We start from the raw sequence: 20,694 nt of genomic DNA on the forward strand, positions 1-20,694 counted from the left end.
CATGGTCCCGGTACGGAGCGGGCGGTTCGTCTCCGGCAGGTTGGTCGGCTGCGCCGGGCGCCGTCACCCGGGCGCCGGCAGTGTCAGGGCTCCGGGGCGTGCTTCGGGGTTGCGTGCGGTCGTCGGGGTGCGGTGGCTGCGGGAAGGCGCAGTTCGAAAAGGGCACCTCCGGACGGTGCTTCACCTGCGGTGAGTGTGCCGCCGTGACGGCGCGCCACGTCGCGGGCGATGGCCAGGCCGAGACCGGCACCGCCGTCGTCACGGGCACGGGCGTCGTCCAGTCGTACGAACCGTTCGAAGATCCGGTCGCGTTCGGCGGCCGGTACACCGCTGCCGTCGTCCGCGACCGTGAGGACGATCCGGTCGCCTTGCCCCTGGACGCGCACGACGACCTCGGTGCGGGCGTGCCGTTGGGCGTTGTCCAGGAGGTTGCCGATCACCCGGTTCAACTGACCGCGTGAGCCCGTCACGTGGTGTTGCTCGCCGGCGTGGACGGACATCGGTGTGCGGTCCGCGGGACGGCGTCCGATCTCCTCACGGACCAGCTCGCCGAGGTCGACCGGTGCCTGCCCGGGCCGCTCGCCGGCGTCGAGCCGTGCGAGGAGCAGCAGATCGGCGGCGAGGTGCTGCAACCGTTCGGTGTCCCTCACGGCGCCGGGCACGTCCAGGAGCTGCGGGTGGGCTGAGCCGACTTCGAGTTGGGTGCGCAGCGAGGCGATGGGGCTGCGCAGTTCGTGGGAGGCGTCGGCGACGAAGCGGCGTTGCCGGTCGACGGCGGCCTCCAGCGCGGTGAGCGTCTCGTTGGTGGTGCGGGCCAGGTGGGCCACTTCGTCGTGCGAGGCGGGTTCAGGCACGCGCCGGGAGAGATCCTCGGAGGCGGTGATCGCCGCCATCTCCCGCCGGATGCCCTCCACGGGGGCCAGAGCGCGCCGTGTGACCAGCCAGGTCACGCCGCCAACAGCCGCCAGGACCAGCGGAAGTCCCGCCAGCATCGCCAGCGCGGTGCTGCGGACGGCGCTCTCGCGGGTCGTCAGTGAGGCGCCCGCGTGGACCAGGACCGTCCGGCCGCCGAGGTCGGTGGCCTTGATGGTGGCGAACCGGTAGGGGGCACCGCGGCCGTCGACCACCGCCCGCCCAGAGCCTTCCTGAACGGTGTCACCGATGGTCCCGATGGCCGGGTCCTTCGCCTGGGGCGTCGGGTCGGCGACGCCGCCGTGGTCGTCGGAGCCGTGGTCGTCCGATGCGCTGTCGTGCGAGCCGCTGTCGTCGCTGCCGCGGTCCTCGTCCCGGCCGCGGCCCCCGCCGTGGTCGTCGGCCGTTTCACCGCCGAACCGGGAGGAGGAGGCCGAGGACGGCGATGGCATTGGTGTCGGGGAAGCGGACGGGGACGGGGGAGGGGTGGAAGCGGCGGTCCGCGGCACGCGCACGGCTGTCACACCGGTGCCGCTGATGCTCTCCAGATCCTTGCCGACGGCCAGCAGGCGCCCGTCCTTGTCCGTGACCTGGACCGGGATTCCCTCCTGGGCGCCGTCCGGCAGCGGCAGCCGGGCCTCTCCGCCGCGCCAGGTGGCGACCTGGAGGGCGATCCTGCGGGCCGTGTCGTTGGCCTCGTTCTGCGCCTGCTCGGTGAGGTTCATGCGCAGCGACACCAGCACCGCGATCCCGGCGGCCACCAGCGCGACCGTGACGACGGCGGTGGCCAGAAGGACCATCGTGGCCTTCACGGAACCCGGCATCCGCCGCCTCACGAGGCCACCATCCGGTAGCCGGCCCCGCGCACCGTCTGGATCGTGTCGGTGCCGAGTTTGCGGCGCAACGTGCTGACGTACACCTCGACGATGTTCGGGTCGCCGTCGTAGGCGAAGTCCCAGACACGCTCAAGGATCTCGAGCTTGCCGACCACCTGTCCGGCCCGTGTCACGAGCTGTTCCAGCACGGCGAACTCCTTCGCGGTGAGCGTCACTTCCCTCTCACCCCGGCATACCCGGCGGGTGGCCGTGTCGACGACGAGACTCCCGACGCGCAGAACCGGCGACGCGCCGGCGGAGCCGCTGCGGCGCAGCAGCGCCCTCACCCGCGCCACCAGCACCATGTAGGAGAACGGTTTCGTGAGGTAGTCGTCGGCGCCGGTGTCCAGGCCTTCCGCCTCGTCGTACTCGCCGTCCTTGGCCGTGAGCATCAGGATCGGCACATCGTGGCCCGCCGCGCGCAGGGCCGCGCAGACCCTGTAGCCGTTGAGGCCCGGCAGCATGATGTCGAGCACGACCAGATCGTGGACGCCCTCGGCAGCCAGACGCAGGCCCTCCCTCCCGTCGTGGACGACGTCCACGGCGAAGCCCTCGGCCCGCAGGCCCTTCGCCAACGAGAGCGCGAGCCGCTTCTCGTCCTCCACGATCAACAGGCGCATGGGCCAAGCCTCCCAAACGGAACCTGAAGGGATCTTCAGGTGGCTTCAGGTCCCCTTCAGCTTCCCCCCGGCACATTGGCGTCACCGAACAGACAGGACACAGAACAGCTACGACACGGGCCGGGCAGCCGTCCGGCCGGGGAGGCTCGACATGAAGCGCACCACTTCCATCGCCACCGTCCTGGCGGCCGCCGTACTCATCGGCGGCAGCGGGTACTCGGCGCTCGCCACGGGCGGCACGGACCGGCACGGCGGCGGTCCCGAGGACCGACCGTCCGCCACGGCTTCGCCGGCACCCGCACTGTCGACGTCGTCGAGGTCGCTCACGGCCGCCCAGGCGGCGGCCGCCGCGCGCAAGGTGTACCCGGGAACCGTCACCGAGGTCGAAGTCGACGGCGACCACCCGGGTTACTGGGAGGTGCACATCGTCGGTGCCGACCGCATCCGGCGCGAAGTGCGCGTCGACACCCGCACGGGCGCCGTCATCCTGGACCGGCGCGTCGGCGACCACCGCCCGGGCGACGACCACGCAGGCTCCACCGGCACCGGCACCGGCGGCGACCGTCGGGGGAGTGGCCAGGGCGGATCCACCAGCATCGGCGACGACCGCCCGGGGGATGACCACGGCGTCCACGGCGGCGGAGACGACCGCCTGAAGGCGTGGGACGATCAGGCCGGTGACGACGACGGACGCGGGCGGGGCCGGGGCCGGGGCCGGGACCACGACCGTGGCGGCCACGGAGTCGACGACCACTGACGTGACGGCGCGGGCGGGGCGGTGTGCGGCGGGTCGCGTGTGTGCGACGAAGTCCGGTACTCCGCTCCGCTGCGCCGTCACCGCCGGCCGACGTCGGCTTCGCCGCACTCACCTGGCTCGTGCCCGGGCGCGCTGGACCATGTCCAGCGCATGCCGATGGCGGAGAGTTGCTCGACGCGTTCCGGTGACAGGGCCGCGGCCCTGCTTCGCTGGTTGCTGACCCATGCTCCGAGCTTGATCGCCCGCACCTCCTGGTGCTCACCGCTCCCGTTCACGTCGCCGTCGCCGTTCACGTCGCCGTCGATGTGTTTGCGGGGTACGCGAAGATGTCCTTCGCGCTCATAGAACTGCTTGGCGGCGGCGAGGTTGAGCGCCCACTTGTCGGCCTGGGTGCGGCGCGGCTTCGGTCTCTCGTCGTCGTCGGCGGGTTGGACGCCGAGGACGTGTTCGAGCATCCACTGTTGTACGCCGGTGAGTTCGTCGAAGCCGACCCGCTGGGCTCGTACCCACGCGGCCCGCGCACTGCCTCGGAACGCCCGTCCGCTCCGAGGAGCAGGGCGGCCTGGAACTGAGTGTCGGTGATATCGACGCACACCACCTGGTAGGGGGCACAGATGCCTCGGTCGATCGCCTCGGACAGCGTGAGTGTGTAGCAGCGGGCTCCGAACGGCCCCTTGGGGTCGTCCTCCATCGAGGCGACCGGTTCGCCCGGTGCGCCCGGCGCCTCCTGGTCAGGGTCTTCGCCCGTCTGCCAGAGCCGGGGAGTGGCGGTCATGTAGAGCCGACGCAGGGCGGGGATGCGGGTGTTGTCGTGGACGACTGCCCAGGGCTTGCCGATCCGTCCCGAGGCCCTGTGGGCCTCGTCGACGACGATGAGGTCCCAGCCGGGCAGGCCGGCGGCGTGGGCGCGTTCGAGTGTGCCGAGTCCGAGGGACGCGTATGTGGCGAACACCGTGACCTTGTCGAATGGCTGCACCCAGGCGACGAGCTCGCTCACGTCCGTGGTGTTCGGAAAGCCCGCCTCGCCTCCGCGCAGGGAGGAGATCCCGATCATCGGACCGGTGCGGCCGCCCTCGCGCCAGGCCGCCTCGGTCTGGGTGAGCAGGTCCAGCGAGGGCACGAGCACCAGCACACGACCCGCCTGCAACTCCTCCGCGCCGCGCACGGCGACGAGGGTCTTCCCGGAGCCGGTCGCCATGACCGCCTGCGTCCGCAGACCCCCCCTCGGGCACGGTCGACCGTGCGGGCAGCTCAAGAGCGCGGAGCACCGCGTCCACGGCCTCGCGCTGGTGTGCGCGGAGAGTCTTCGTCACGCGTTACGTCCTGGGCTTGAGCCGGTGTGGTTGCGCATGCGCTGGGCGCAGGGGAGGTCCGGGCCAGTGCGGCTGGAGCGTCGCCTCGCCCCTCATGCTAGGCGTGTGACGGCCTGGCACCGGGCCCGCTGTGTGGCTCGGGGGTGGATCTCCGCGCGGCCGGGTCCGGCTGCGCAGTGGTGGGTGGCCGGGTGCGCGTCTGGCGGGTGACCCACCAGGCCCCTGCCGTCCGTCGCGAACCCCACTTGTATTAGCCCGCGTCTGCAATTATTGTCGAACGCATGTAAGGCGCTTCTGCATCTAAATGGGCCGCCCGAACGGCCTCACGGATGACCCACCTCCGTGCCCCGGCTCCATCTGCCGAGCCGCCGCACCGGCAGGAGGCATCCGCTCCCCACCGGCCTCACCCCCCATGACCGAGGCATCGATCGAAAAGGCACTGCTCATGTCACTGAAGGAAATCCTCCCCGGCCGTCTCGGCTTCGGCACCGCCCCGCTTGGCAACATGTTCCGCGCGATCGCCGACGAGGACGCCCGGGCCACCGTCGAGGCCGCCTGGGACCAGGGCATCCGCTACTACGACACCGCCCCCTTCTACGGCGCCGGCCTCGCCGAGGAACGCCTGGGCCAGGTGCTGTCCACCAAGCCCCGCAACTCCTACGTGCTGTCCAGCAAGGTCGGCCGGGTCATCCTCGACGAGCCGGAGACCAATGTCCCCGACTTCGGTGAGAAGGGCGGACTGTTCGAGCACGGCAACCCCAACAAGATCCTCCACGAGTGGACCGCCGACGCCACCGAACGCTCCATCGAGGGCAGCCTGAAGCGTCTCGGCGTCGACCGGCTCGACATCGTCTGGGTCCACGACATCGCACAGGACTTCCACGGCGACCTGTGGACGCAGAAGTTCGAGGAGGCTCGTACCGGCGCCTTCCGTGTCCTGTCCCGCCTGCGTGACGAGGGCGCCATCAAGGCATGGGGCCTGGGCGTCAACCGCACCGAGCCCATCGAGCTGACCCTCGCCCTAGACGAGCCGCAGCCCGACGGGTTCCTGCTCGCCGGCCGCTACACCCTCCTCGACCACGAGCACGCCCTCCAGCGGTTGCTGCCCATGGCCCAAGACCAAAACGTCAGCATGGTCGTCGGCGGACCCTACAGCTCCGGAATCCTCGCCGGCGGCACAAACTTCGAGTACCAGCAGGCACCGCCGGAGATCATCGAGCGGGTCAGGCGCCTCAAGGCCCTCACCGACAAGCACGGCATCAGCATCAAGGCCGCCGCCCTGCAGTTCTCCCTCGCCCACCCGGTGACCGCCGCCGCCATCCCCGGCGCCTCCCGCCCCAGCCGGATCGCTGAGGACACCGCCGCCCTCAACGAGTCCATCCCCACCGCGTTCTGGACGGAACTCCGCGCCGACGGCCTGGTCAGCCCGGCCGCGCCCCTCCCCGACGGCGCCTGACCCGAACACACCACCAGCACCACCTCTCCAGGAGAAAGACCAGGTATGGGACCTCATCGGCGGTTTCGACGCCCTGCCCGACTGGCTCCCCTGCATCCCCGAGAGCACCGCACTCGATGGCGGCCGGGTCCGCCGGCTGACGAACTCAGACGGCGAGGTCATCGTCGAGCGTCTCGTGGACTTCAGCGAGACCGAACACCACTACAGCTACGCCATCCTCCAGGCGCCCTTCCCCGTCACCGGCTACCTCTCCACCCTGCGGGTCCACCCGGTCCCCGGCCGGCAGGATGCCGCCGAGGTGCAGTGGTCCGGACGCTTCGCCCCCGACGGCACCAGCGACGCCGAAGCAGTCGACCTGTTCACCGGGATCTACCGTGACGGCCTGGAGGCCCTGCACAAGACCGTCTCGACCTGAGACCGCAGTGGAGAGGGACCCGTCAAGTCGTGGAAGGAGGCCCGAAGGCGGGAGCCGCTCCTAAGGGCCGTCCCGCAAACTGCCTGTTCAGGGCCCGATGGCATGATCGGCACGTGATCAGTGAACCCCGCCCGTCCGGTGCCATGAGGTATGTCCTGTTTGATGTCGATGGCACGTTGATCGATGCTCTGGGCAATCAGCGCCTGGTCTGGCGAACGTGGGCAGAGCGATACGGGCTGGACCCTGATGACGTCTATCGAGTGGCCCTACGAATCCGGCCGATGGAGACCTTCGCGCAGATCGCTCCGGACCAGGATCCTCGAAAGTGCCTTGCCGTATTGCACAAGTTGGAGGACGAGGACGTCCGCAGCGGGGTCTATGCGGCTTTCGACGGTGCCTCGGAACTGCTCAACGCTTTGCGGCCCGGAACCTGGGCACTGGTGACGTCGAACTACGAGCACCGGGTGCGTGGCCGTTTCGCACGGACGGACCTGCCGGTCCCGGAGGTCGTAGTGGACGCGGCCGCTGTGAAGGAAGGCAAGCCGTCACCGGTGCCGTATCTGCAGGCGGCCGCGCGACTTGCTGCCCAACCGAAGGACTGCCTGGTCATCGAAGACGCTCCCTCTGGGGTGCAGGCAGGGCTGCGTGCCGGGATGACGGTGTGGGGCGTCAACACCTCGGCAGCGGTGGACGGCGTGCATCGCCACTTCGGCACCTTGCGCGAAGCAGTCGGCGACATCCTCGCTTTCGCTTCGGGATCCCTCCCTCACCGGCTGGAGGGGGCAGCCACAGTGGAATGATCTCTCCCTGGCTGGTGTGATCACGGCGCCGGATCCGTCTTGGACGGTCGAGAGTCCCGTTCACCGGACCGAGTCCGCCCCAGTTCGCGAAGTCGGTGACGACGCTGCGTCGCACGCGGGTCACAGCGACTGCGAGGCGTAGGAGCAATCGGGCGCCAAGACCGCTGTCGGGAGGACGCCGACGATCGCCGACGGCGTCTACCCGGGCACCGGACTCGTGATGCCCCACCGCCGCCGCCGCGCCGGCCGAGCCGGTTCGTGGCGGACCCTACGCGCGAATCCGATCACGTCCCGTCCGCCGCCCAGCAGCGGGCCGAGTAACGCGACCGCCGCCGCCCCGCACCTGCCATACCCGGCCGACGTGCCGCCCTCGCACGGGGGGAGGGGGGAAGCGGTGGCGGGTTCATGGGCCGGTTGGCGGGGTGGTTCCGGACATCCGGCGGATGTTCCAGCGGGGCGCTTCCCATCACCCTTGAGCTCATGAGTCACGACGCGGCGCCGCCCGTGTCATGCGGTGCTGCCCCCGTGGTCTCACGCCACCGGACTCATGCCGGGCCAAGAAGGAGGTCGGTCCCATGATCCGCCTGACGTTCCTGTGCGCCCCCGACACGGACGCCGCCGTGGATCCGTCGTTCGGCGACGCCCCCCTCAGTGACCGCAGCGTGTGTGAGGCAAGCGTGATGGGAGCGGGGCTCCCATCGCACGACATGGCCGTCCGGGCTCCTTCCATCCGCTGCTCGCAGGCCGCCGACGCCTTGGGGCTGGCGGCAGCGTCCGAGCCCGCGCTGCGGGACCTCGACGTCGGCAGGTGGTGCGGTCGCGCCGTCGGCGACATCGCCGCAAGCGACCCCGACGGGTTCACCGCCTGGCTCACCGACCCCGATGCCGCACCGCACGAAGGTGAGTCCGTACGTCAGCTCTGCAGCCGCATCGCGACCTGGCTGAGCGGCGTAGCGTCCGGCACGGGCCACGCACTGGCCATCACCGAAGCGGCCGTCGTGCGGGCCGCGCTCATCCACGCGCTGGCCGTACCGGCAAGAAACTTCTGGCATGTCCATGTGCCACCCCTGTCGGCCGTCTCCCTCACGTGGCGCGACGGGTGCTGGGACGTACAGCTCGGCCACGCCCCTGTCCCGGAGGCCCGCCCGTGGCCCGTCCCGCGTTCGGCGATGTCCGTGCCCGCCGCAAGTGATCGCCACTTGCCGGTGGCTCGCCTTGGCGGCGGGGAACGATCAGGCTCCTCCCGGGAGGCGATGTCCGCCGGCCATGGGTAGGTCCTGGGACGGAGCATCCGGGCCCGGCGCAGCGGGGAGGCCGTGCCTCACCTGTCGCGGGCCGTCGCCCCGGCGCGCTCGGCAGGGACGTCGCCCGGGCGGCAGACTGTGAAGTGGCCTGACTGGAGACGAGAGCACATGTATTCCGATGCCACCGCCAAAGGCACGACGAGTGCGGCGACAGCCACCGAGACGCAGCTGGCGGAGGTGCTGGCCGGCGTTCTGCGTGCCGAGCGGGTTCCGGTGGACGGCGACTTCTTCACCGATCTGGGTGCTGATTCGATGGTGATGGCGCAGTTCTGTGCTCGGGTGCGGAAGCGGGAGGACCTGCCGACGGTGTCGATGAAGGACATCTACCGGTACCCGACGATCCGGAGCCTGGCCGAAGCGTTCACCGCCGGCGCTTCCCCCCAGGCGCCGGCGGGCACTCGATCCGCCGCTGAGCCGACGACGGATTCGTCCACCGGCACAGAAGGGCTTCTGGCGGAGGTGCTGGCCGGCGTTCTGCGTGCCGAGCGGGTTCCGGTGGACGGCGACTTCTTCACCGATCTGGGTGCTGATTCGATGGTGATGGCGCAGTTCTGTGCTCGGGTGCGGAAGCGGGAGGACCTGCCGACGGTGTCGATGAAGGACATCTACCGGTACCCGACGATCCGGAGCCTGGCCGAAGCGTTCACGGAGGCTCCCGCTGACGGCCGGTCCTCGGAGCCCTCGCATGCCACCTCACAGACCGCATCGCGCGTCCCTGCGGAGAGCGGCTCCCGATCCGTCGTGTCGGCTGCGCCCCAGTGCAGCCCATGGCGGCATGTGCTGTGCGGGACCGCTCAGCTACTGATGTTCCTCGTCTTCGCCTCCCTGGGCGCCACGATCGCCGTACTCGGGTACCAGTGGACCCTGGAAGGTTCGGAGACGGCCGGCGTCTACTTGAGGGCGGTTCTGTTCAGTGCGGTGCTCTTCGTCGGCGCCTGCGCGTTGCCCGTCGCGGTCAAGTGGCTGCTCATCGGCCGCTTCACCCCCCGCAGCATCCCTCTGTGGAGTCCCGCCTATCTGCGCTTCTGGTGCGTCAAGACCCTCGTCCGCGCCAGCCCGGTACGTCTGTTCACCGGTTCACCGCAGTACGTGCTGTACCTCAGAGCGCTCGGCGCGCACATCGGAAAGGGCGTCACCTTCCTGTCCCGGACCGTCCCGGTCGGCACCGACCTGCTGACCATCGGTGACGGCACGGTGGTCCGCAAGGACGTGCTGTTGTCCTGCTACCGCGCGCATGACGGCTGCATAGAGACGGGTCCCGTCGTCCTCGGCGCCGATGTGACCGTCGGCGTTCAGGCAGTCGTCGACATCGACACGTCGATGGGCGACGACAGCCAATTGGGCCACGCCTCCTCCCTGCACTCCGGGCAGGCGATTCCGGCCGGACAGTCGTGGCACGGCACACCGGCGGAGCCGACGACGACCGACTTCCGCACCGTCGAACCAGCCGTGTGCGGCCCTCTTCGCAGGGTCCTCTACAGCCTGTCGGAACTGCTCGCCCTGCTGCTGGTGTACCTGCCACTGACCCTGGCCGGCGTGAGCCTCGTGTTCACCGCGGTCCCGCAGCTCAACGCTGTGTTCACCCCGGGACCCCAAGCCTTCACCAGTCCCGCGTTCTACATCGAGGCACTGGCCGCGTCCCTGGTGGCCTTCTTCGGAGGCATCGTCGCGGGACTACTGGTCGTGAGCACGGTCCCGCGGCTGCTCAGCCTGGCGATCGAACCGGGCAGGACCTACCCGCTGTACGGCTTCCACCACGGCGTCCAGCGGGCGATCACACGGCTGACCAACATCAGGTTCTTCACCACACTCTTCGGCGACAGCTCCGCGATCGTGCACTACCTGCGGTGCCTTGGATACGACCTGTGCCATGTCGAACAGACCGGGTCGAACTTCGGCTCGCTCGTCAAGCACGACACCCCGTACCTCAGCACCGTGGGCACCGGGACGATGGTCGCCGACGGCCTCTCCATCATCAACGTCGACTTCTCCAGCTCGTCCTTCCGTTTCGCCCCCACCTCGATCGGGCCGCACAACTTCATCGGCAACCGCATCGCCTACCCCTCCGGCGGCCGGACCGGCGACAACTGCCTGGTCGCGACCAAGGCCATGGTCCCCATCGACGGCCCGGTACGCGAAGGCGTCGGACTGCTCGGCTCACCCAGCTTCCAGATCCCGCGCACGGTACTGCGCGACACCCGCTTCGACCAGCTCGCCCAGGGCGGTGAACTGCGCCGCCGGCTCGCCGCCAAGAACAGGCACAACGCCGTGACCGCGAGCCTTCACCTGCTGGCACGCTGGTTCCACTTCTTCGTACTCGTCCTCATCGCCATGACCGCCGTCGAGCTCTTCTCGACCGTCGGTGTGCCGGTCTATGCGCTGGGGGGCCTGCTCACCATGGCGTTCACCGTCTTCTACTTCGCTCTGATCGAAAGGGTCGTCACGGGATTCCGGCCGCTCAGACCGCTGTACTGCTCGATCTACGAGCCCGATTTCTGGGGCCACGAGCGCTACTGGAAGCTGACGTCGCACGAGTACGTGCAGGTCTTCAACGGCACCCCGTTCAAGACCCTGATCTGGCGGCTGCTGGGCGCCAGGATCGGACGGCGGGTCTTCGACGACGGCTGCGCCATCACCGAGCGGACCCTCGTCAGCATCGGAGACGGCAGCGCTCTCAACGCCGGCAGTGTCATCCAGTGCCACTCGCAGGAGGACGGCGCCTTCAAGTCCGACCGCGCCACGCTCGGCGCGGGCGTCACCATCGGCGTGGGGGCCCTCGTCCACTACGGCACCACGATCGGCGACCGGGCACAGCTCGCCCCCGACTCCTTCCTGATGAAGGGCGAGGAAGTTCCCCCTGAGACACGGTGGGAGGGAAATCCCGCCCAGGAAGCAGATACCCTCCGCGAACGGCAGACCGACGGGCTGATCCGCGGCTGACCGTCCAGGCCGTGTTTCAGCGGCCAGGGCAGAGGTGGAAGCCGATGCAGGCACTGGTGATCAACCAGCCCCTGAGGACCGCGCCGAAACGAGGTTCGCCAAGCTTGCGATGTCGCCGCCTTCAGCCGAGCGGGGCGGTCAGCCGCCAGCCCTCTTGAAGCAGCCGGTCGATTGCCTCCAGGGCGAGTCGTAGCCGGGTCGAGCGGTCGCCGCGCACTTCCTGCCAGGGCACACCGCGCCCGGACAGCACCTTGCGGAACCGCTCGGTCATCCAGGGCCGCAACTCCTCACCGTCGCGCAGGCCGTCGTCGTGGAACGGCACATCCTCATGGTCGGTGAGCAGATACAGCGCCCTGGGCGGCATGGCGTTGGCGAGACCGTGCACCGCCTCGGTGGCCCGGCCGACGTAGCGCTCCTGCCAGACGGTGGTGGCCAGCGCGTCGGTGTCGCACACCAATACCGGCCCGCCGGTTCGGGCGGCGCGTTCCTCCTCGGCCGTTTGACGGGCCGCGACGGCCTCGAAATCGGCGTCACTCCACTCCAGGTCGAAAACGGTGGGCTCCGGCAGGCCGCGGCGGGCGGCCAGCGCGCGGGCCACCGCGAGCTTGGCGACGGTCAGTTCGCGCCCGTACTCGGGAACCCAACGGGTGAGCGAATGGGGACCGCCACGCTTGCGCAGTGCCTCCGCGAGATCGCGGGAGAGCGTGGTGGTGCCGGTGGATTCGGCGCCGAGTACCACCACCCGCCGGGCGAACCAGGCCCGCACCGGCGGCTCCAGCGCGTCCCAGCGGCCCACCGGATCGCTGCGGACCGCGGTGGCGGAGACCGCGAACGTCTCTCGCGCCGCGTCCAGGCGGACGTCCGCCGCGCTGAACCGGCGCGCCAGTTCGGCGCCGTACGGCTCTGAGGTGAACACCGCGTCCACCGGGATGGCCGTATGCGCTCCGGCGGCCACCGCCTCACGCATCAGGGCGACGTGCCCTGCCCAGGCGTTGTCGCTGTCGTAGTCCACCGGGATGTTGTCGACGACACCGGCGATGGCCACCTGGGGTCGGCCCGCGTACGCCTCGCGCAGCCAGCCGACCCGGTCGGCCAGTGGTATCGACTCCACGTCGGCTGCCATCACCACGACCGTGACGCGCCGACAGCTGTCCGCCGCGGTGCGCACCAGGAAGTGGTGGCCGGCGTGAGGGGGATAGAACTTGCCGATGACCAGTCCGTGGTCGAAGGGGGCGGTCACGCGCGCACCAGGTCCGCTGCGGCGGTCGACCGGCCGGCGGCCAGCTCACGGTGCCAGCTGCGCAGTCCGATCAGGCACATCGTCAAGAAGAGGACGTAGACGATGCCGGTCAGGTAGAGCGCCTTGGCGAAGTACAGCGGGATGTAGACCACGTCCGCGGCGATCCAGAAGTACCAGTTCTCGTAGCACTTGGTGTTGAGCAGCCACTGGGCGACCAGCGACAGTGCGGTGGTGAGGGCGTCCCAGAACGGTGCGATGTCCTGGGCGCGGGTCAAGACCACCGTCAGACCCCAGGTCGCGGGGACGGCGAGCAGCAGCAGGAAGGCGACGGTGCGCGTGGAGGCATGGCCCATCGGGCGGGGAGAGCGGCGCTCGCCGCCACGCAGCCAGGTCCACCAGCCGACGGCCGCCAGCATCAGGTAGACGACCTGCAACAGGGCGTCGGCGTACAACTGGGCGCTCCAGAACAGGACCAGAAAGAAGAGGTTGTTGGCGATGCCGACGGGAAAGTTGGCGATTCGCGCCCTGACGGTCAGCCAGACGCAGGCAGCACCAGTGGCGAAGCCGAGCAGCTCCGCCCAGGTCACCGCATCGCGGCCGAAGTCGAACAACACGGTGTTCAGGGGCGCGACGATGTCGCCCAGGACGTCGCTGACAGCCATGGAGAGCTCCTTGCCCAGTAAATGTCAGCATGACGATAAATGGTGGCAGCGTCGCGTGCCAAGCCCTTCTGATGGGTCCGCTCGCCACCGGCGAGCTTGATGTCGGTGCCGCCGCGTCCTCCCCTTGTACCGGATGTTTGACACAAGATTCCAGCTGAGGCATCTTGTGCTTGCTGCTTGATACAAGATGATCCGAGGGGGACTCTCTGTGCTCGATACCGCCCCGTTCCAGCGCTGTTTTCTCGACCACGCGAACTACTACGCCCGCTGGTCCGGACTGGCCATCGGCATCGTGGCCGCACAGGCGCTGTCCACACTGGGGCACGTCGAGTTCGAGCAGCGCGTCGTGTTCTGCATCACGGCCTTCGGCCTGTGCGCGGTGGCCGGCGTCCTTCTTGCCGACGCGCTGACCCTGCTCCCGCAGGACGCGGTACGCACCGCGAGTCTCGCCCCGCGCCTGGTCAGAGATCATGTGCCACCCCGCATGGGCCCTCTGATCGCCCTTCAGGGAGTCTCGCTCGCCGTCCTGCTGGCCATCACCGCCGCCACGGCCTCCGTCGACCCTCACCGTATCTTCAGCACGGGTAAGGTCATCGCCGTCTCCTGCAACGGGATGCCGGCAAGCCTGGGCCCCTGGCCAGGGATGTACTACAGCCTTCCGACGTTCGGCGCCCTGGCCATAGCCACCCCGACCTGCGTGTGGGCCCTGCGCCGCATCGCACACGGACCGGGCGGGGCGCAGCAGCGTCGCGACCGCGCGTGGGCCGTCACCGGGGCGTGGGGCCTGCTGGTGTCGAGCCAGCAGCTGTACGCAGTGCTGATGATCTCCATCTCACTCACGGAGACGGGCTGCGCCGGTGCGATGGGCGCGCTCACCTTCTGGGTGTTCTATCCCTTGGCCCTGCTGAACCTGTTCACCGTCATCTGGTCCCTGATCACCGTGGTGGCCCCCCGGGCCGTAGACGACGATGCGGCGAAGGGATCCCTCGACGATGAATGAGCCCGCCGTCCGCGTCGACACTGCCAGCCAGGTACCGCCGTACGCGCAGATCCGTGCGCAACTCGGCGCGCTGATCGTCACCGGCCGGCTGGCCGAGGGCGACCGGCTGCCGACCGTGCGCCAACTGGCCACGGACCTCGGCCTCGCACCAGGCACCGTGGCGCGCGCCTACCGCGAACTGGAGGCCGCCGGGTTGATCCGCACCCGCCGCGGGGCGGGCTCCCGGGTCGCGGTACCCCCAGCCGACCCGGCCCGCCCATTCGCCTCTGTACTAGCCACTCTTGCCCGCGATTTCACCTCCTCCGCCCGCGCACTGGGCGCCGATACCGAGGCCATCATGGCCGCCGTCCGCGAAGCCCTCGGGCCGGACCGCTCCTAGCTACTTGCCCCTGGACAGCGGCCGGCGGAGCAGGCGTAGATGCCATCAAGGTCGGCATCGAGGCCTTCAGCGCATGCCGTGCCCTCGACCGGGCCAACTCCGCGGTCCAGTACGCCGAAGACGCCGCCAAAGTCGCGGCTTTACTGTTCGCGCTCGCGGCGACTGACCTTGTCCACGAGAAGCGCATCACCTGGACGCGCGATTGGGCAGCAGCACCCGAAGCACCGCGGGAATCGCCCGGTTCATCGCCGGCGGCAGCGTGGGCCCCTGCCGAGTTGGCAGCGGCCCACGGCGTGGACAGCAGAGGAGTGCCGGGACCTGCCGTTGACGATCGGCACCCTGGCCGAGATGGCTTGGCGTCTGCTGATGACCTGGCGGCTCGGCCCTACTTCAGGTGCCGGGTGAAGAACTGGGCCGCGGCGTCCCCCGCGAACTGCGGGACGCCGGCGTGCCCGCCCATATTGGCGTGGAGGGACTTCTCCTTGGAGCCGAAGGCGTCGAACAGGTCCAGGGACGCCTGCCGATGGTTGCCTTCGTCGTCCCACTGCAGCAGGACGTGCAGCGGAATGGTGACCTGGCGGGCTTCCTCGAACATGGCGCGTGGTACGAAACTCCCGGCGAAAAGACCCGCGGCCACGATCAGCGGCTCGACCACCGCAAGTCGAACACCGATGGAGATCACTCCCCCCGAGTACCCGACCGGGCCGCCGATCTCGGGCAGCAACAGGAGGGCGTCGAGGGCGGCTTGCCATTCCGGGACCGCTTTGTCGACGAGCGGGAGGACGAGAGCGTCGATGATCTCGTCGCTGACCGGCTCGCCCGCTTCCATGGCCCGGCGCAGGTCGGCGCGGGCCTGCTCGGCGGCGGCCCATCGGGGTCGGTCGCCGCTGCCGGGAAGCTCGATGGTGGCCGCGGCGAAGCCATCCGCCGCGGCGCGCCGGGCCCGCGCCACCAGCCGGGGGTACATCTTGTGCAGTCCGAGCGGAGGGTGGCCGAGCAGGATCAGCGGCACCGGCGCGGATGCGGGTGTCCACAGGATGCCGGGGATCTCGCCGAGGGTGAATTCGCGTTCCAGGACGCCGTCGTCGAGGCGCCGTTCGGAAGTGAAGTGAAGGGCCATGGTCGTGCCTTTCGGGAGTGCGCTTGAACGGCGCTCCCGGACGACCTATCGCCCGACCGTGACCCCGAAGGAGAGCACCCATGTCGATTCGTTCACGGGTACCACCTCCTTGTTCTCTCGCACGGCCTCCGCGAAGGTAGCAGCGACCGTCGCGGTCCCGCCAACCTATTTCTGCGCGGGCTCCGGGGCCGGATGCCAAGGGGCCGGAACATCGCACAGAGCCACCGGGATGGTGCCAACTTGACGCGCCGGCCTTGAGCAGGCCGTGCTGTTCTTGCGCGCGGCCGAAGGGCCGCTCCTGGGCCGACCAGCTTGCTCCTGCGCCTGCGGGTGGTCCTGCGGCGTTGAGCGCTGGGCGCTGCTCCAGGTCCCGAGCCGGATTTCCCGTACCGTCCGGTCGTGAAAATGGAGGTGCCCACACCTGGGTGCTTGTTACCAAATGCGGACAGACCCGGGGGAACGCCACTCATCCCGGCGTCATCTCACGGGGTGCAGCGAAACAGTCGATGCGGCCGCCTCGCCTTGCGGGAGCGGGCGGAGGTGCCGCGTTCCGACAGGCCATGGGGGAGCTCATCATGACCACGCATCGTGTCCGCCGTACCGCTCGTTCCACCGCCCTGGCCGCCGTCACCGCCGCGCTGGCGCTGGGTCTGACACCCTGTGGTGGTGCCGGCGATGGCTCGAAGACGGCGGGCGCAGACCATGCCGCTGGTACCGCGCGGAGCCGGTCCGCGGCCACCGGGGACGGCACGGGCGGTGCGGAGCAGGCCCACCGTGGTGACACGAAGGTGGGGGCGCGCTCGGCGGCCGTCTTGGGCGGGAGGGACGGGACCGCGAGCAAGAGCGCAACGGCCGGCGCCCAGCAGTGCCGCGGAGACGAGATGCTGGTCACCGCGGTGCACCGGTTCGCCGGCCAGCAGGGCGACCACCTGCTGGTCACCGCGTCGAACGAGGGCACCAAGCCGTGCTGGGTCACCTCGTACCCGGCCGTGAAGCTCGGCGGGGACGTCGATGGCCCTGCACTGCCGCACTCGAAGAAGGACAATCCGGGTGGCGCCAAGCACATCACGCTCCGCCCCGGAGACAAGGCATACAGCGCGGTGAACCTCTTCGACTACGGCTCGAAGAACCACACGGCGCACTCGTTCGCCATCGCGCTGCGCGGCGCGGACGGTATCGTCGGCCCCTTCTACTCGGTCGACGCCAAGGGCCAGAAGCCGCAGTTCAGCTGGAACGAGGCCGATGTGCTGAACTGGAACACCGACAAGCCGTACGACTTCTGACGGTTCGTCGGTCAGTGATGCGTCACCACCTTCCAGCGCGACCGCGGTCACAAAGTCGCAAGGCTCGCTCGACGTGCCGCGCCGCCTGAGGGTCGCACCGGCGGGCGCCCCACCCAGGGCCGCCCGCCGGCTGGTGATGTGGATGGCCGGAAGGAGCGATGCGGCAGTGACGTGATCGCCTCGGGGCCTGGGCGAGTGGTTCCGGGGAGCGGTGCGGGAACGCCTGCCCGAGCAGCCGACCCGATGCACGAGGGTGTGCGCCGGTGCGAAATACTCTCCCGATGAGTTCACGTACTTCCCCGATCGGCCAGTCGATCACGATACGGAGGGCCGTCGCGCGGGATGCCAAGCGGCTAACGCGGCTCGTGCGTGGCTCAGGCGCCTACGAGGGCAAGTACGCATCCGCGGTCGCGGGCTATCGGGTCGGTCCCGATTACATCGAGGCCCACCGCGTCTTCGTAGCCGTCGGCGCGGACGAGCAGGGAGGCAGCCGGGTCATCGGGTTCTACTCGCTCGTCCTCGATCCACCGGAGCTCGACCTGCTGTTCGTCGCCGACGAGGCACAAGGACGGGGTGTTGGACGACTGCTCGTCGCGCACATGCAGTCCGAAGCCCGTGCCGCCGGGCTCGACCGTGTCCTGGTCGTGTCGCATCGTCCCGCCGAGGACTTCTATCACCGCGTCGGTGCGGTGCGGATCGGGACCGCGCTCGCGAGCCCGCCCGCCGTACTGTGGGATCGCCCTGAATTCGAGTTTCGCATTACGTCGGAGTGACGCGAATGACGCGAGTGACGCGGTGCACCGGTTCACAGGGCGGCTGACGCGCCGGCGAGCCGAACCTGCCCGTCCAGCTTCCCGCCGTCGCCGGTACCGCACCTGCGCGGCGGCGGGGCGCGGATGGCCCGGTGGAATAGGCGACCGGGAATCAGCGCTGACCAGGTATGGGCGAAGTATCCCGGTACGATCATGGCGGGCCCAGCCCGTCCCCCTTCTCGACCGCCCGCGCACGCCTCGCGGCCGACCGCGCCGACACCCTGGCTCGGGCGGCCGCACTGAGCCGCGACTTCGACGGGATCGTCGCGGCGAACGCCCTGGTCGCAGTGGACGACGAGCACGACCCCGAAGGGGGCACCACCGCCTTCGAGCGTGCCCACGTCGCCGCCCTGATGACTCAGACGCGCGAGCACCTGGAAGAACTGGACCGGGCACTCGAACGACTCGAACAGGGACAGTACGGGCGGTGCGAAGGCTGCGGCGAGACGATTCCCCCCGAACGCCTGGAGATCCGTCCAGCAGCGACCACCTGTGTCCGCTGCGCCCGGCCCGACCCACGCCGCGCTTGACGACAGCCGGTCAGTCGCCGCGGTACGCACCGCCATATCCTGACGGACCTGGACAAGCCCGCGTCAGGTCCCGGTTGCGTGTGGGCTGATCAGGAGCAGGGCGACGTCGTCGCTGCGGGGTGCGGATCGTTGAGCGCGGGCGATCAGACTGTCGGCCAGGGCGTCCATGGACTGGTTTCGGGTGCGCGCGAGCTGGTCGGCGAGGGCGGCGATCGCATCCTCGATGTCCGTGCCCGGAGCCTCGACCAGTCCGTCGGTGTACAGAGCGAGCACGGCGCCCGGCGGCAGCGGTAGCTCCGTCGTGGGGTAGTCGGCGGCGGGGTCGATGCCGAGAAGGAGCCCGGGCTGCGGCTGAAGAACCTCGGTGTGGCCGTCCGGGTGGCGCAGGATCGGCGGGAGGTGCCCTGCGGTGGCCATACAGGCGCGCCGGCGGGCGAGGTCGAGGGCGACGCAGAGGCAGCTGGTGAACAGGCCGGCATCGAGGTCGGTGAGCAGGCGGTTCGCTCCGGCGAGGACCTCGCCGGGCGGTGCGCCGGCACCGGCGTGGACGGCGGTGCGGACCTGACCCATGAGAGTGGCGGCCTTCACGTTGTGTCCCTGAACGTCACCGATGGCGGCGACGGCCGCCGTCCTACTGAGGCGGATGAGGTCGTAGAAGTCGCCCCCGACCTCTATCCCGTAGCTGGCGGGAAGGTAGCGGGCGGCCACATCGAGGCCGGGAATGCAGGGCAGCGTGCGAGGCAGCAGGCCGGCCTGGAGGTCGTGCGCGAGCTGCTGCTTGGCGTCGTAGAGACGGGCGCGGTCCAGTGCCTGTGCGATCAGTCCGGCGGTCGCGGTGAGGACGGAGCGCTCCTCGGAGGGGAAGGTGCGCGGCCGATCGAAGGCGAGGACCAGCGAGCCGACCGGGCGGCCGGAGACGATCAGCGGCAGAAACGCCCAGGCGGCCATCTCGTCCTGCCGGACGGCGGGCGGGTAGGCCCGTGCGAGGTCGGCGAAGGTGCCGAAGAAGCTCGGGACACCTGTCGTCAGGACATGCACCGCGGGGGCCTCCAAGGTGAGCGGGACCGCGTCGAAACGGTCCATGAGTTCCGCGGAGCAGCCGTCGTATCCGATGATCCGCAACCTGCCTTCCTCAGCGGCCATCAGAGCCAGGGCCTGACCACCGAAGGCGGGCAGCACCTGGTCGGCAACCCTGGCGACGACGTCCTGCACGCCGACCGCTTCGGTGAGCGTGGCGGCCAGGTGCATCAGCTGGTACAGGGCAGTGGCCCGGCCGGGGTCGGTGGCGGGTGCGGGTGCAGCAGCTCCGGAGGAGGCACGGCATCCGACGCGGGGGTCGGCACGATGCGCGCGCTGATGCCGGACGTGTCCGGATACAGGTGGAACTGCAGCCACTGGTCCGGGGGGCGCCGGGCGGTGAACGACGTCGGTAGGTGACTGAGCACCGCCGCCCGGTAGCGGTCCTCGGCGACCGGGGTGTCCAGCCACGCGAGCGCCTCCCATGGACGGGCCCCCAGCAGGTCGGCGATGTCTGCGCCGAGGAGCTCGGCCGCGGCGGTGGTGAGGAAGGTGATCCGGCCGTCCGTGTCGAGCGCGCAGCAGCCGCTGGGTAGGCGCTCGGTGAAATCGGCCGCGGCCTGGGCTTCGGCCGGGCCGAGGGTGCGCTTGTGCGGGACAGGCAGGATGCGTGGCTCGGGCCCCGCCAGTACGCGGCCACTCGCGGCGGCCTGCTGGAGGATCGGGCGCATGCTGCGACAGGTGTCGCTGATCACCTCACGCTCATGCGGGCTCAGAGTGCAAGCGTGCGCGCTGGACCAGTGCAGCACCAGGCCGCCCCACGCCGTCGAATCGATGCCGATCGGAGCGGCGGCCATGGTGAAGGGATGCGGCAGGACAAGTGCCAGCCGCGGGTAGCGGCGCGCCAACTCCTCCTGGCTGCCGATCCATACCAGACCTCGCTGCCGCACCGCATCACTCACCGGGGTCGCGGCGGCCAGTGGGACTCGTGCCCAGGGTGCAGCGATTCGTCTGGAGATTCCGCTCAGCACCGCGAGCTGCAGCACCTGCCCGTCCGGGGACAACACGTATACACCGCCGGCGTAGGCACCGGTCTCCCGCGCGCACTGGTCAAGGACGGATTCCAGTGCGTCAGAGCCGGACCCCGGGGAGCGAGCGTCAGCGGCTGTGTCGCACACGCTTCACCTCCCCGTGAGGCGCCAACCGGCGATCCGCATGTCCGTCCGCCGTTGCTGGACGCCATTGTCCGGGCTGGGACC

General features: G+C 69.9%; 16 protein-coding genes and 4 pseudogenes. 12 read left to right on the forward strand and 8 right to left on the reverse strand.

Annotation, left to right across the window (positions count from 1 at the left end; all coding sequences use genetic code 11):
• Positions 1-83: 83 nt before the first annotated feature.
• Positions 84-1,736: a HAMP domain-containing sensor histidine kinase gene (locus ABZ478_RS22680; RefSeq protein ID WP_359552228.1), complete on the reverse strand. Its 1,653-nt coding sequence runs from the start codon at positions 1,734-1,736 to the stop codon at positions 84-86.
• An 8-nt stretch (positions 1,737-1,744) separates the two neighbouring features.
• A complete protein-coding gene (locus ABZ478_RS22685) occupies positions 1,745-2,407 on the reverse strand; it encodes a response regulator transcription factor (protein ID WP_359552230.1) in 663 nt (220 codons plus the stop codon).
• Between the two features lie 151 nt (positions 2,408-2,558).
• On the opposite strand from ABZ478_RS22685, the gene ABZ478_RS22690 reads away from it, so the two are divergent.
• Entirely contained in the window at positions 2,559-3,164 is a 606-nt protein-coding gene (locus ABZ478_RS22690) for a PepSY domain-containing protein (RefSeq protein ID WP_359552232.1), read from the forward strand.
• A 77-nt stretch (positions 3,165-3,241) separates the two neighbouring features.
• Here the strand turns inward: ABZ478_RS22690 and ABZ478_RS22695 are convergent, their stop codons facing one another.
• Together ABZ478_RS22695 and ABZ478_RS22700 are read right to left on the reverse strand one after the other, a co-directional pair.
• A complete protein-coding gene (locus tag ABZ478_RS22695; protein ID WP_359552234.1) occupies positions 3,242-3,619 on the reverse strand; it encodes a helicase associated domain-containing protein in 378 nt (125 codons plus the stop codon).
• Positions 3,620-3,981: 362 nt separating this feature from the next.
• Positions 3,982-4,362 (reverse strand): annotated as a pseudogene (locus tag ABZ478_RS22700) (DEAD/DEAH box helicase family protein); the annotation flags it as partial.
• Positions 4,363-4,922: 560 nt separating this feature from the next.
• On the opposite strand from ABZ478_RS22700, the gene ABZ478_RS22705 reads away from it, so the two are divergent.
• The 6 genes and pseudogenes from ABZ478_RS22705 to ABZ478_RS22730 all read left to right on the forward strand — a co-directional run bounded on the left by ABZ478_RS22705 (position 4,923) and on the right by ABZ478_RS22730 (position 11,392).
• Positions 4,923-5,933, forward strand: coding sequence for an aldo/keto reductase (locus tag ABZ478_RS22705; protein WP_359552236.1), 1,011 nt, complete (start codon positions 4,923-4,925; stop codon positions 5,931-5,933).
• A 37-nt stretch (positions 5,934-5,970) separates the two neighbouring features.
• Positions 5,971-6,348 (forward strand): annotated as a pseudogene (locus tag ABZ478_RS22710) (SRPBCC family protein); the annotation flags it as partial.
• A 113-nt stretch (positions 6,349-6,461) separates the two neighbouring features.
• Positions 6,462-7,148 (forward strand): HAD-IA family hydrolase, encoded by a 687-nt coding sequence (locus ABZ478_RS22715; protein ID WP_359552238.1) that lies wholly within the window; start codon positions 6,462-6,464, stop codon positions 7,146-7,148.
• Positions 7,149-7,263: 115 nt separating this feature from the next.
• Positions 7,264-7,389: pseudogene (locus ABZ478_RS22720) on the forward strand (IS5/IS1182 family transposase); the annotation flags it as partial.
• 334 nt (positions 7,390-7,723) lie between these two features.
• Positions 7,724-8,422 carry a histidine phosphatase family protein gene (locus ABZ478_RS22725; protein ID WP_359552240.1) on the forward strand — a complete coding sequence of 233 codons (699 nt, stop codon included), beginning with the start codon at positions 7,724-7,726 and terminating at the stop codon, positions 8,420-8,422.
• Positions 8,423-8,560: 138 nt separating this feature from the next.
• Complete coding sequence (locus ABZ478_RS22730) at positions 8,561-11,392, forward strand: Pls/PosA family non-ribosomal peptide synthetase (RefSeq protein WP_359552242.1); 2,832 nt, start codon at positions 8,561-8,563, stop codon at positions 11,390-11,392.
• Between the two features lie 121 nt (positions 11,393-11,513).
• Here ABZ478_RS22730 and ABZ478_RS22735 read toward each other — a convergent pair whose 3' ends face one another.
• Positions 11,514-12,632, reverse strand: a complete 1,119-nt coding sequence (locus ABZ478_RS22735; protein WP_359552244.1) for an AAA family ATPase — start codon at positions 12,630-12,632, stop codon at positions 11,514-11,516.
• Positions 12,629-13,294, reverse strand: coding sequence for a nicotinamide riboside transporter PnuC (gene pnuC / locus ABZ478_RS22740; RefSeq protein ID WP_359552246.1), 666 nt, complete (start codon positions 13,292-13,294; stop codon positions 12,629-12,631). Before pnuC ends, ABZ478_RS22735 begins: the two co-directional genes overlap by 4 nt.
• Positions 13,295-13,502: 208 nt before the next feature.
• On the opposite strand from pnuC, the gene ABZ478_RS22745 reads away from it, so the two are divergent.
• Together ABZ478_RS22745 and ABZ478_RS22750 are read left to right on the forward strand one after the other, a co-directional pair.
• The gene (locus ABZ478_RS22745; protein ID WP_359552248.1) at positions 13,503-14,294 is read left to right on the forward strand and encodes a hypothetical protein; all 792 of its coding nucleotides are present in this window, start codon (positions 13,503-13,505) and stop codon (positions 14,292-14,294) included.
• Positions 14,287-14,673: a GntR family transcriptional regulator gene (locus ABZ478_RS22750; RefSeq protein WP_359552249.1), complete on the forward strand. Its 387-nt coding sequence runs from the start codon at positions 14,287-14,289 to the stop codon at positions 14,671-14,673. The genes ABZ478_RS22745 and ABZ478_RS22750 overlap by 8 nt, the downstream gene beginning before the upstream one ends.
• A 385-nt stretch (positions 14,674-15,058) precedes the next feature.
• Here ABZ478_RS22750 and ABZ478_RS22755 read toward each other — a convergent pair whose 3' ends face one another.
• A complete protein-coding gene (locus tag ABZ478_RS22755) occupies positions 15,059-15,793 on the reverse strand; it encodes an alpha/beta hydrolase (protein ID WP_359552251.1) in 735 nt (244 codons plus the stop codon).
• Between the two features lie 575 nt (positions 15,794-16,368).
• On the opposite strand from ABZ478_RS22755, the gene ABZ478_RS22760 reads away from it, so the two are divergent.
• From ABZ478_RS22760 to ABZ478_RS22770, 3 genes are all read left to right on the forward strand, one after another.
• Entirely contained in the window at positions 16,369-17,076 is a 708-nt protein-coding gene (locus ABZ478_RS22760) for a DUF4232 domain-containing protein (protein WP_359552253.1), read from the forward strand.
• 281 nt (positions 17,077-17,357) lie between these two features.
• Entirely contained in the window at positions 17,358-17,849 is a 492-nt protein-coding gene (locus tag ABZ478_RS22765) for a GNAT family N-acetyltransferase (protein WP_359552255.1), read from the forward strand.
• A 167-nt stretch (positions 17,850-18,016) separates the two neighbouring features.
• Entirely contained in the window at positions 18,017-18,418 is a 402-nt protein-coding gene (locus ABZ478_RS22770) for a TraR/DksA C4-type zinc finger protein (protein ID WP_359552256.1), read from the forward strand.
• A gap of 63 nt (positions 18,419-18,481) precedes the next feature.
• Here the strand turns inward: ABZ478_RS22770 and ABZ478_RS22775 are convergent.
• Positions 18,482-20,613 (reverse strand): annotated as a pseudogene (locus ABZ478_RS22775) (SpoIIE family protein phosphatase).
• Between the last annotated feature and the right edge of the window lie 81 nt (positions 20,614-20,694).

Origin of the sequence: Streptomyces sp. NPDC005706 (genome assembly GCF_040631045.1) — a bacterium.
Classification (GTDB): Bacteria; Actinomycetota; Actinomycetes; order Streptomycetales; family Streptomycetaceae; genus Streptomyces.

Bases quoted from the DNA above. Each gene is read 5' to 3' on its own strand.
- pnuC (WP_359552246.1), bottom strand. From the start codon at position 13,294: ATGGCTGTCAGCGACGTCCTGGGCGACATCGTCGCGCCCCTGAACACC.
- ABZ478_RS22730 (WP_359552242.1), top strand. From the start codon at position 8,561: ATGTATTCCGATGCCACCGCCAAAGGCACGACGAGTGCGGCGACAGCC.
- ABZ478_RS22690 (WP_359552232.1), top strand. From the start codon at position 2,559: ATGAAGCGCACCACTTCCATCGCCACCGTCCTGGCGGCCGCCGTACTC.
- ABZ478_RS22770 (WP_359552256.1), top strand. From the start codon at position 18,017: ATGGGCGAAGTATCCCGGTACGATCATGGCGGGCCCAGCCCGTCCCCC.
- ABZ478_RS22680 (WP_359552228.1), bottom strand. From the start codon at position 1,736: ATGCCGGGTTCCGTGAAGGCCACGATGGTCCTTCTGGCCACCGCCGTC.
- ABZ478_RS22685 (WP_359552230.1), bottom strand. From the start codon at position 2,407: ATGCGCCTGTTGATCGTGGAGGACGAGAAGCGGCTCGCGCTCTCGTTG.
- ABZ478_RS22750 (WP_359552249.1), top strand. From the start codon at position 14,287: ATGAATGAGCCCGCCGTCCGCGTCGACACTGCCAGCCAGGTACCGCCG.
- ABZ478_RS22760 (WP_359552253.1), top strand. From the start codon at position 16,369: ATGACCACGCATCGTGTCCGCCGTACCGCTCGTTCCACCGCCCTGGCC.
- ABZ478_RS22695 (WP_359552234.1), bottom strand. From the start codon at position 3,619: ATGCTCGAACACGTCCTCGGCGTCCAACCCGCCGACGACGACGAGAGA.
- ABZ478_RS22765 (WP_359552255.1), top strand. From the start codon at position 17,358: ATGAGTTCACGTACTTCCCCGATCGGCCAGTCGATCACGATACGGAGG.
- ABZ478_RS22705 (WP_359552236.1), top strand. From the start codon at position 4,923: ATGTCACTGAAGGAAATCCTCCCCGGCCGTCTCGGCTTCGGCACCGCC.
- ABZ478_RS22755 (WP_359552251.1), bottom strand. From the start codon at position 15,793: ATGGCCCTTCACTTCACTTCCGAACGGCGCCTCGACGACGGCGTCCTG.
- ABZ478_RS22725 (WP_359552240.1), top strand. From the start codon at position 7,724: ATGATCCGCCTGACGTTCCTGTGCGCCCCCGACACGGACGCCGCCGTG.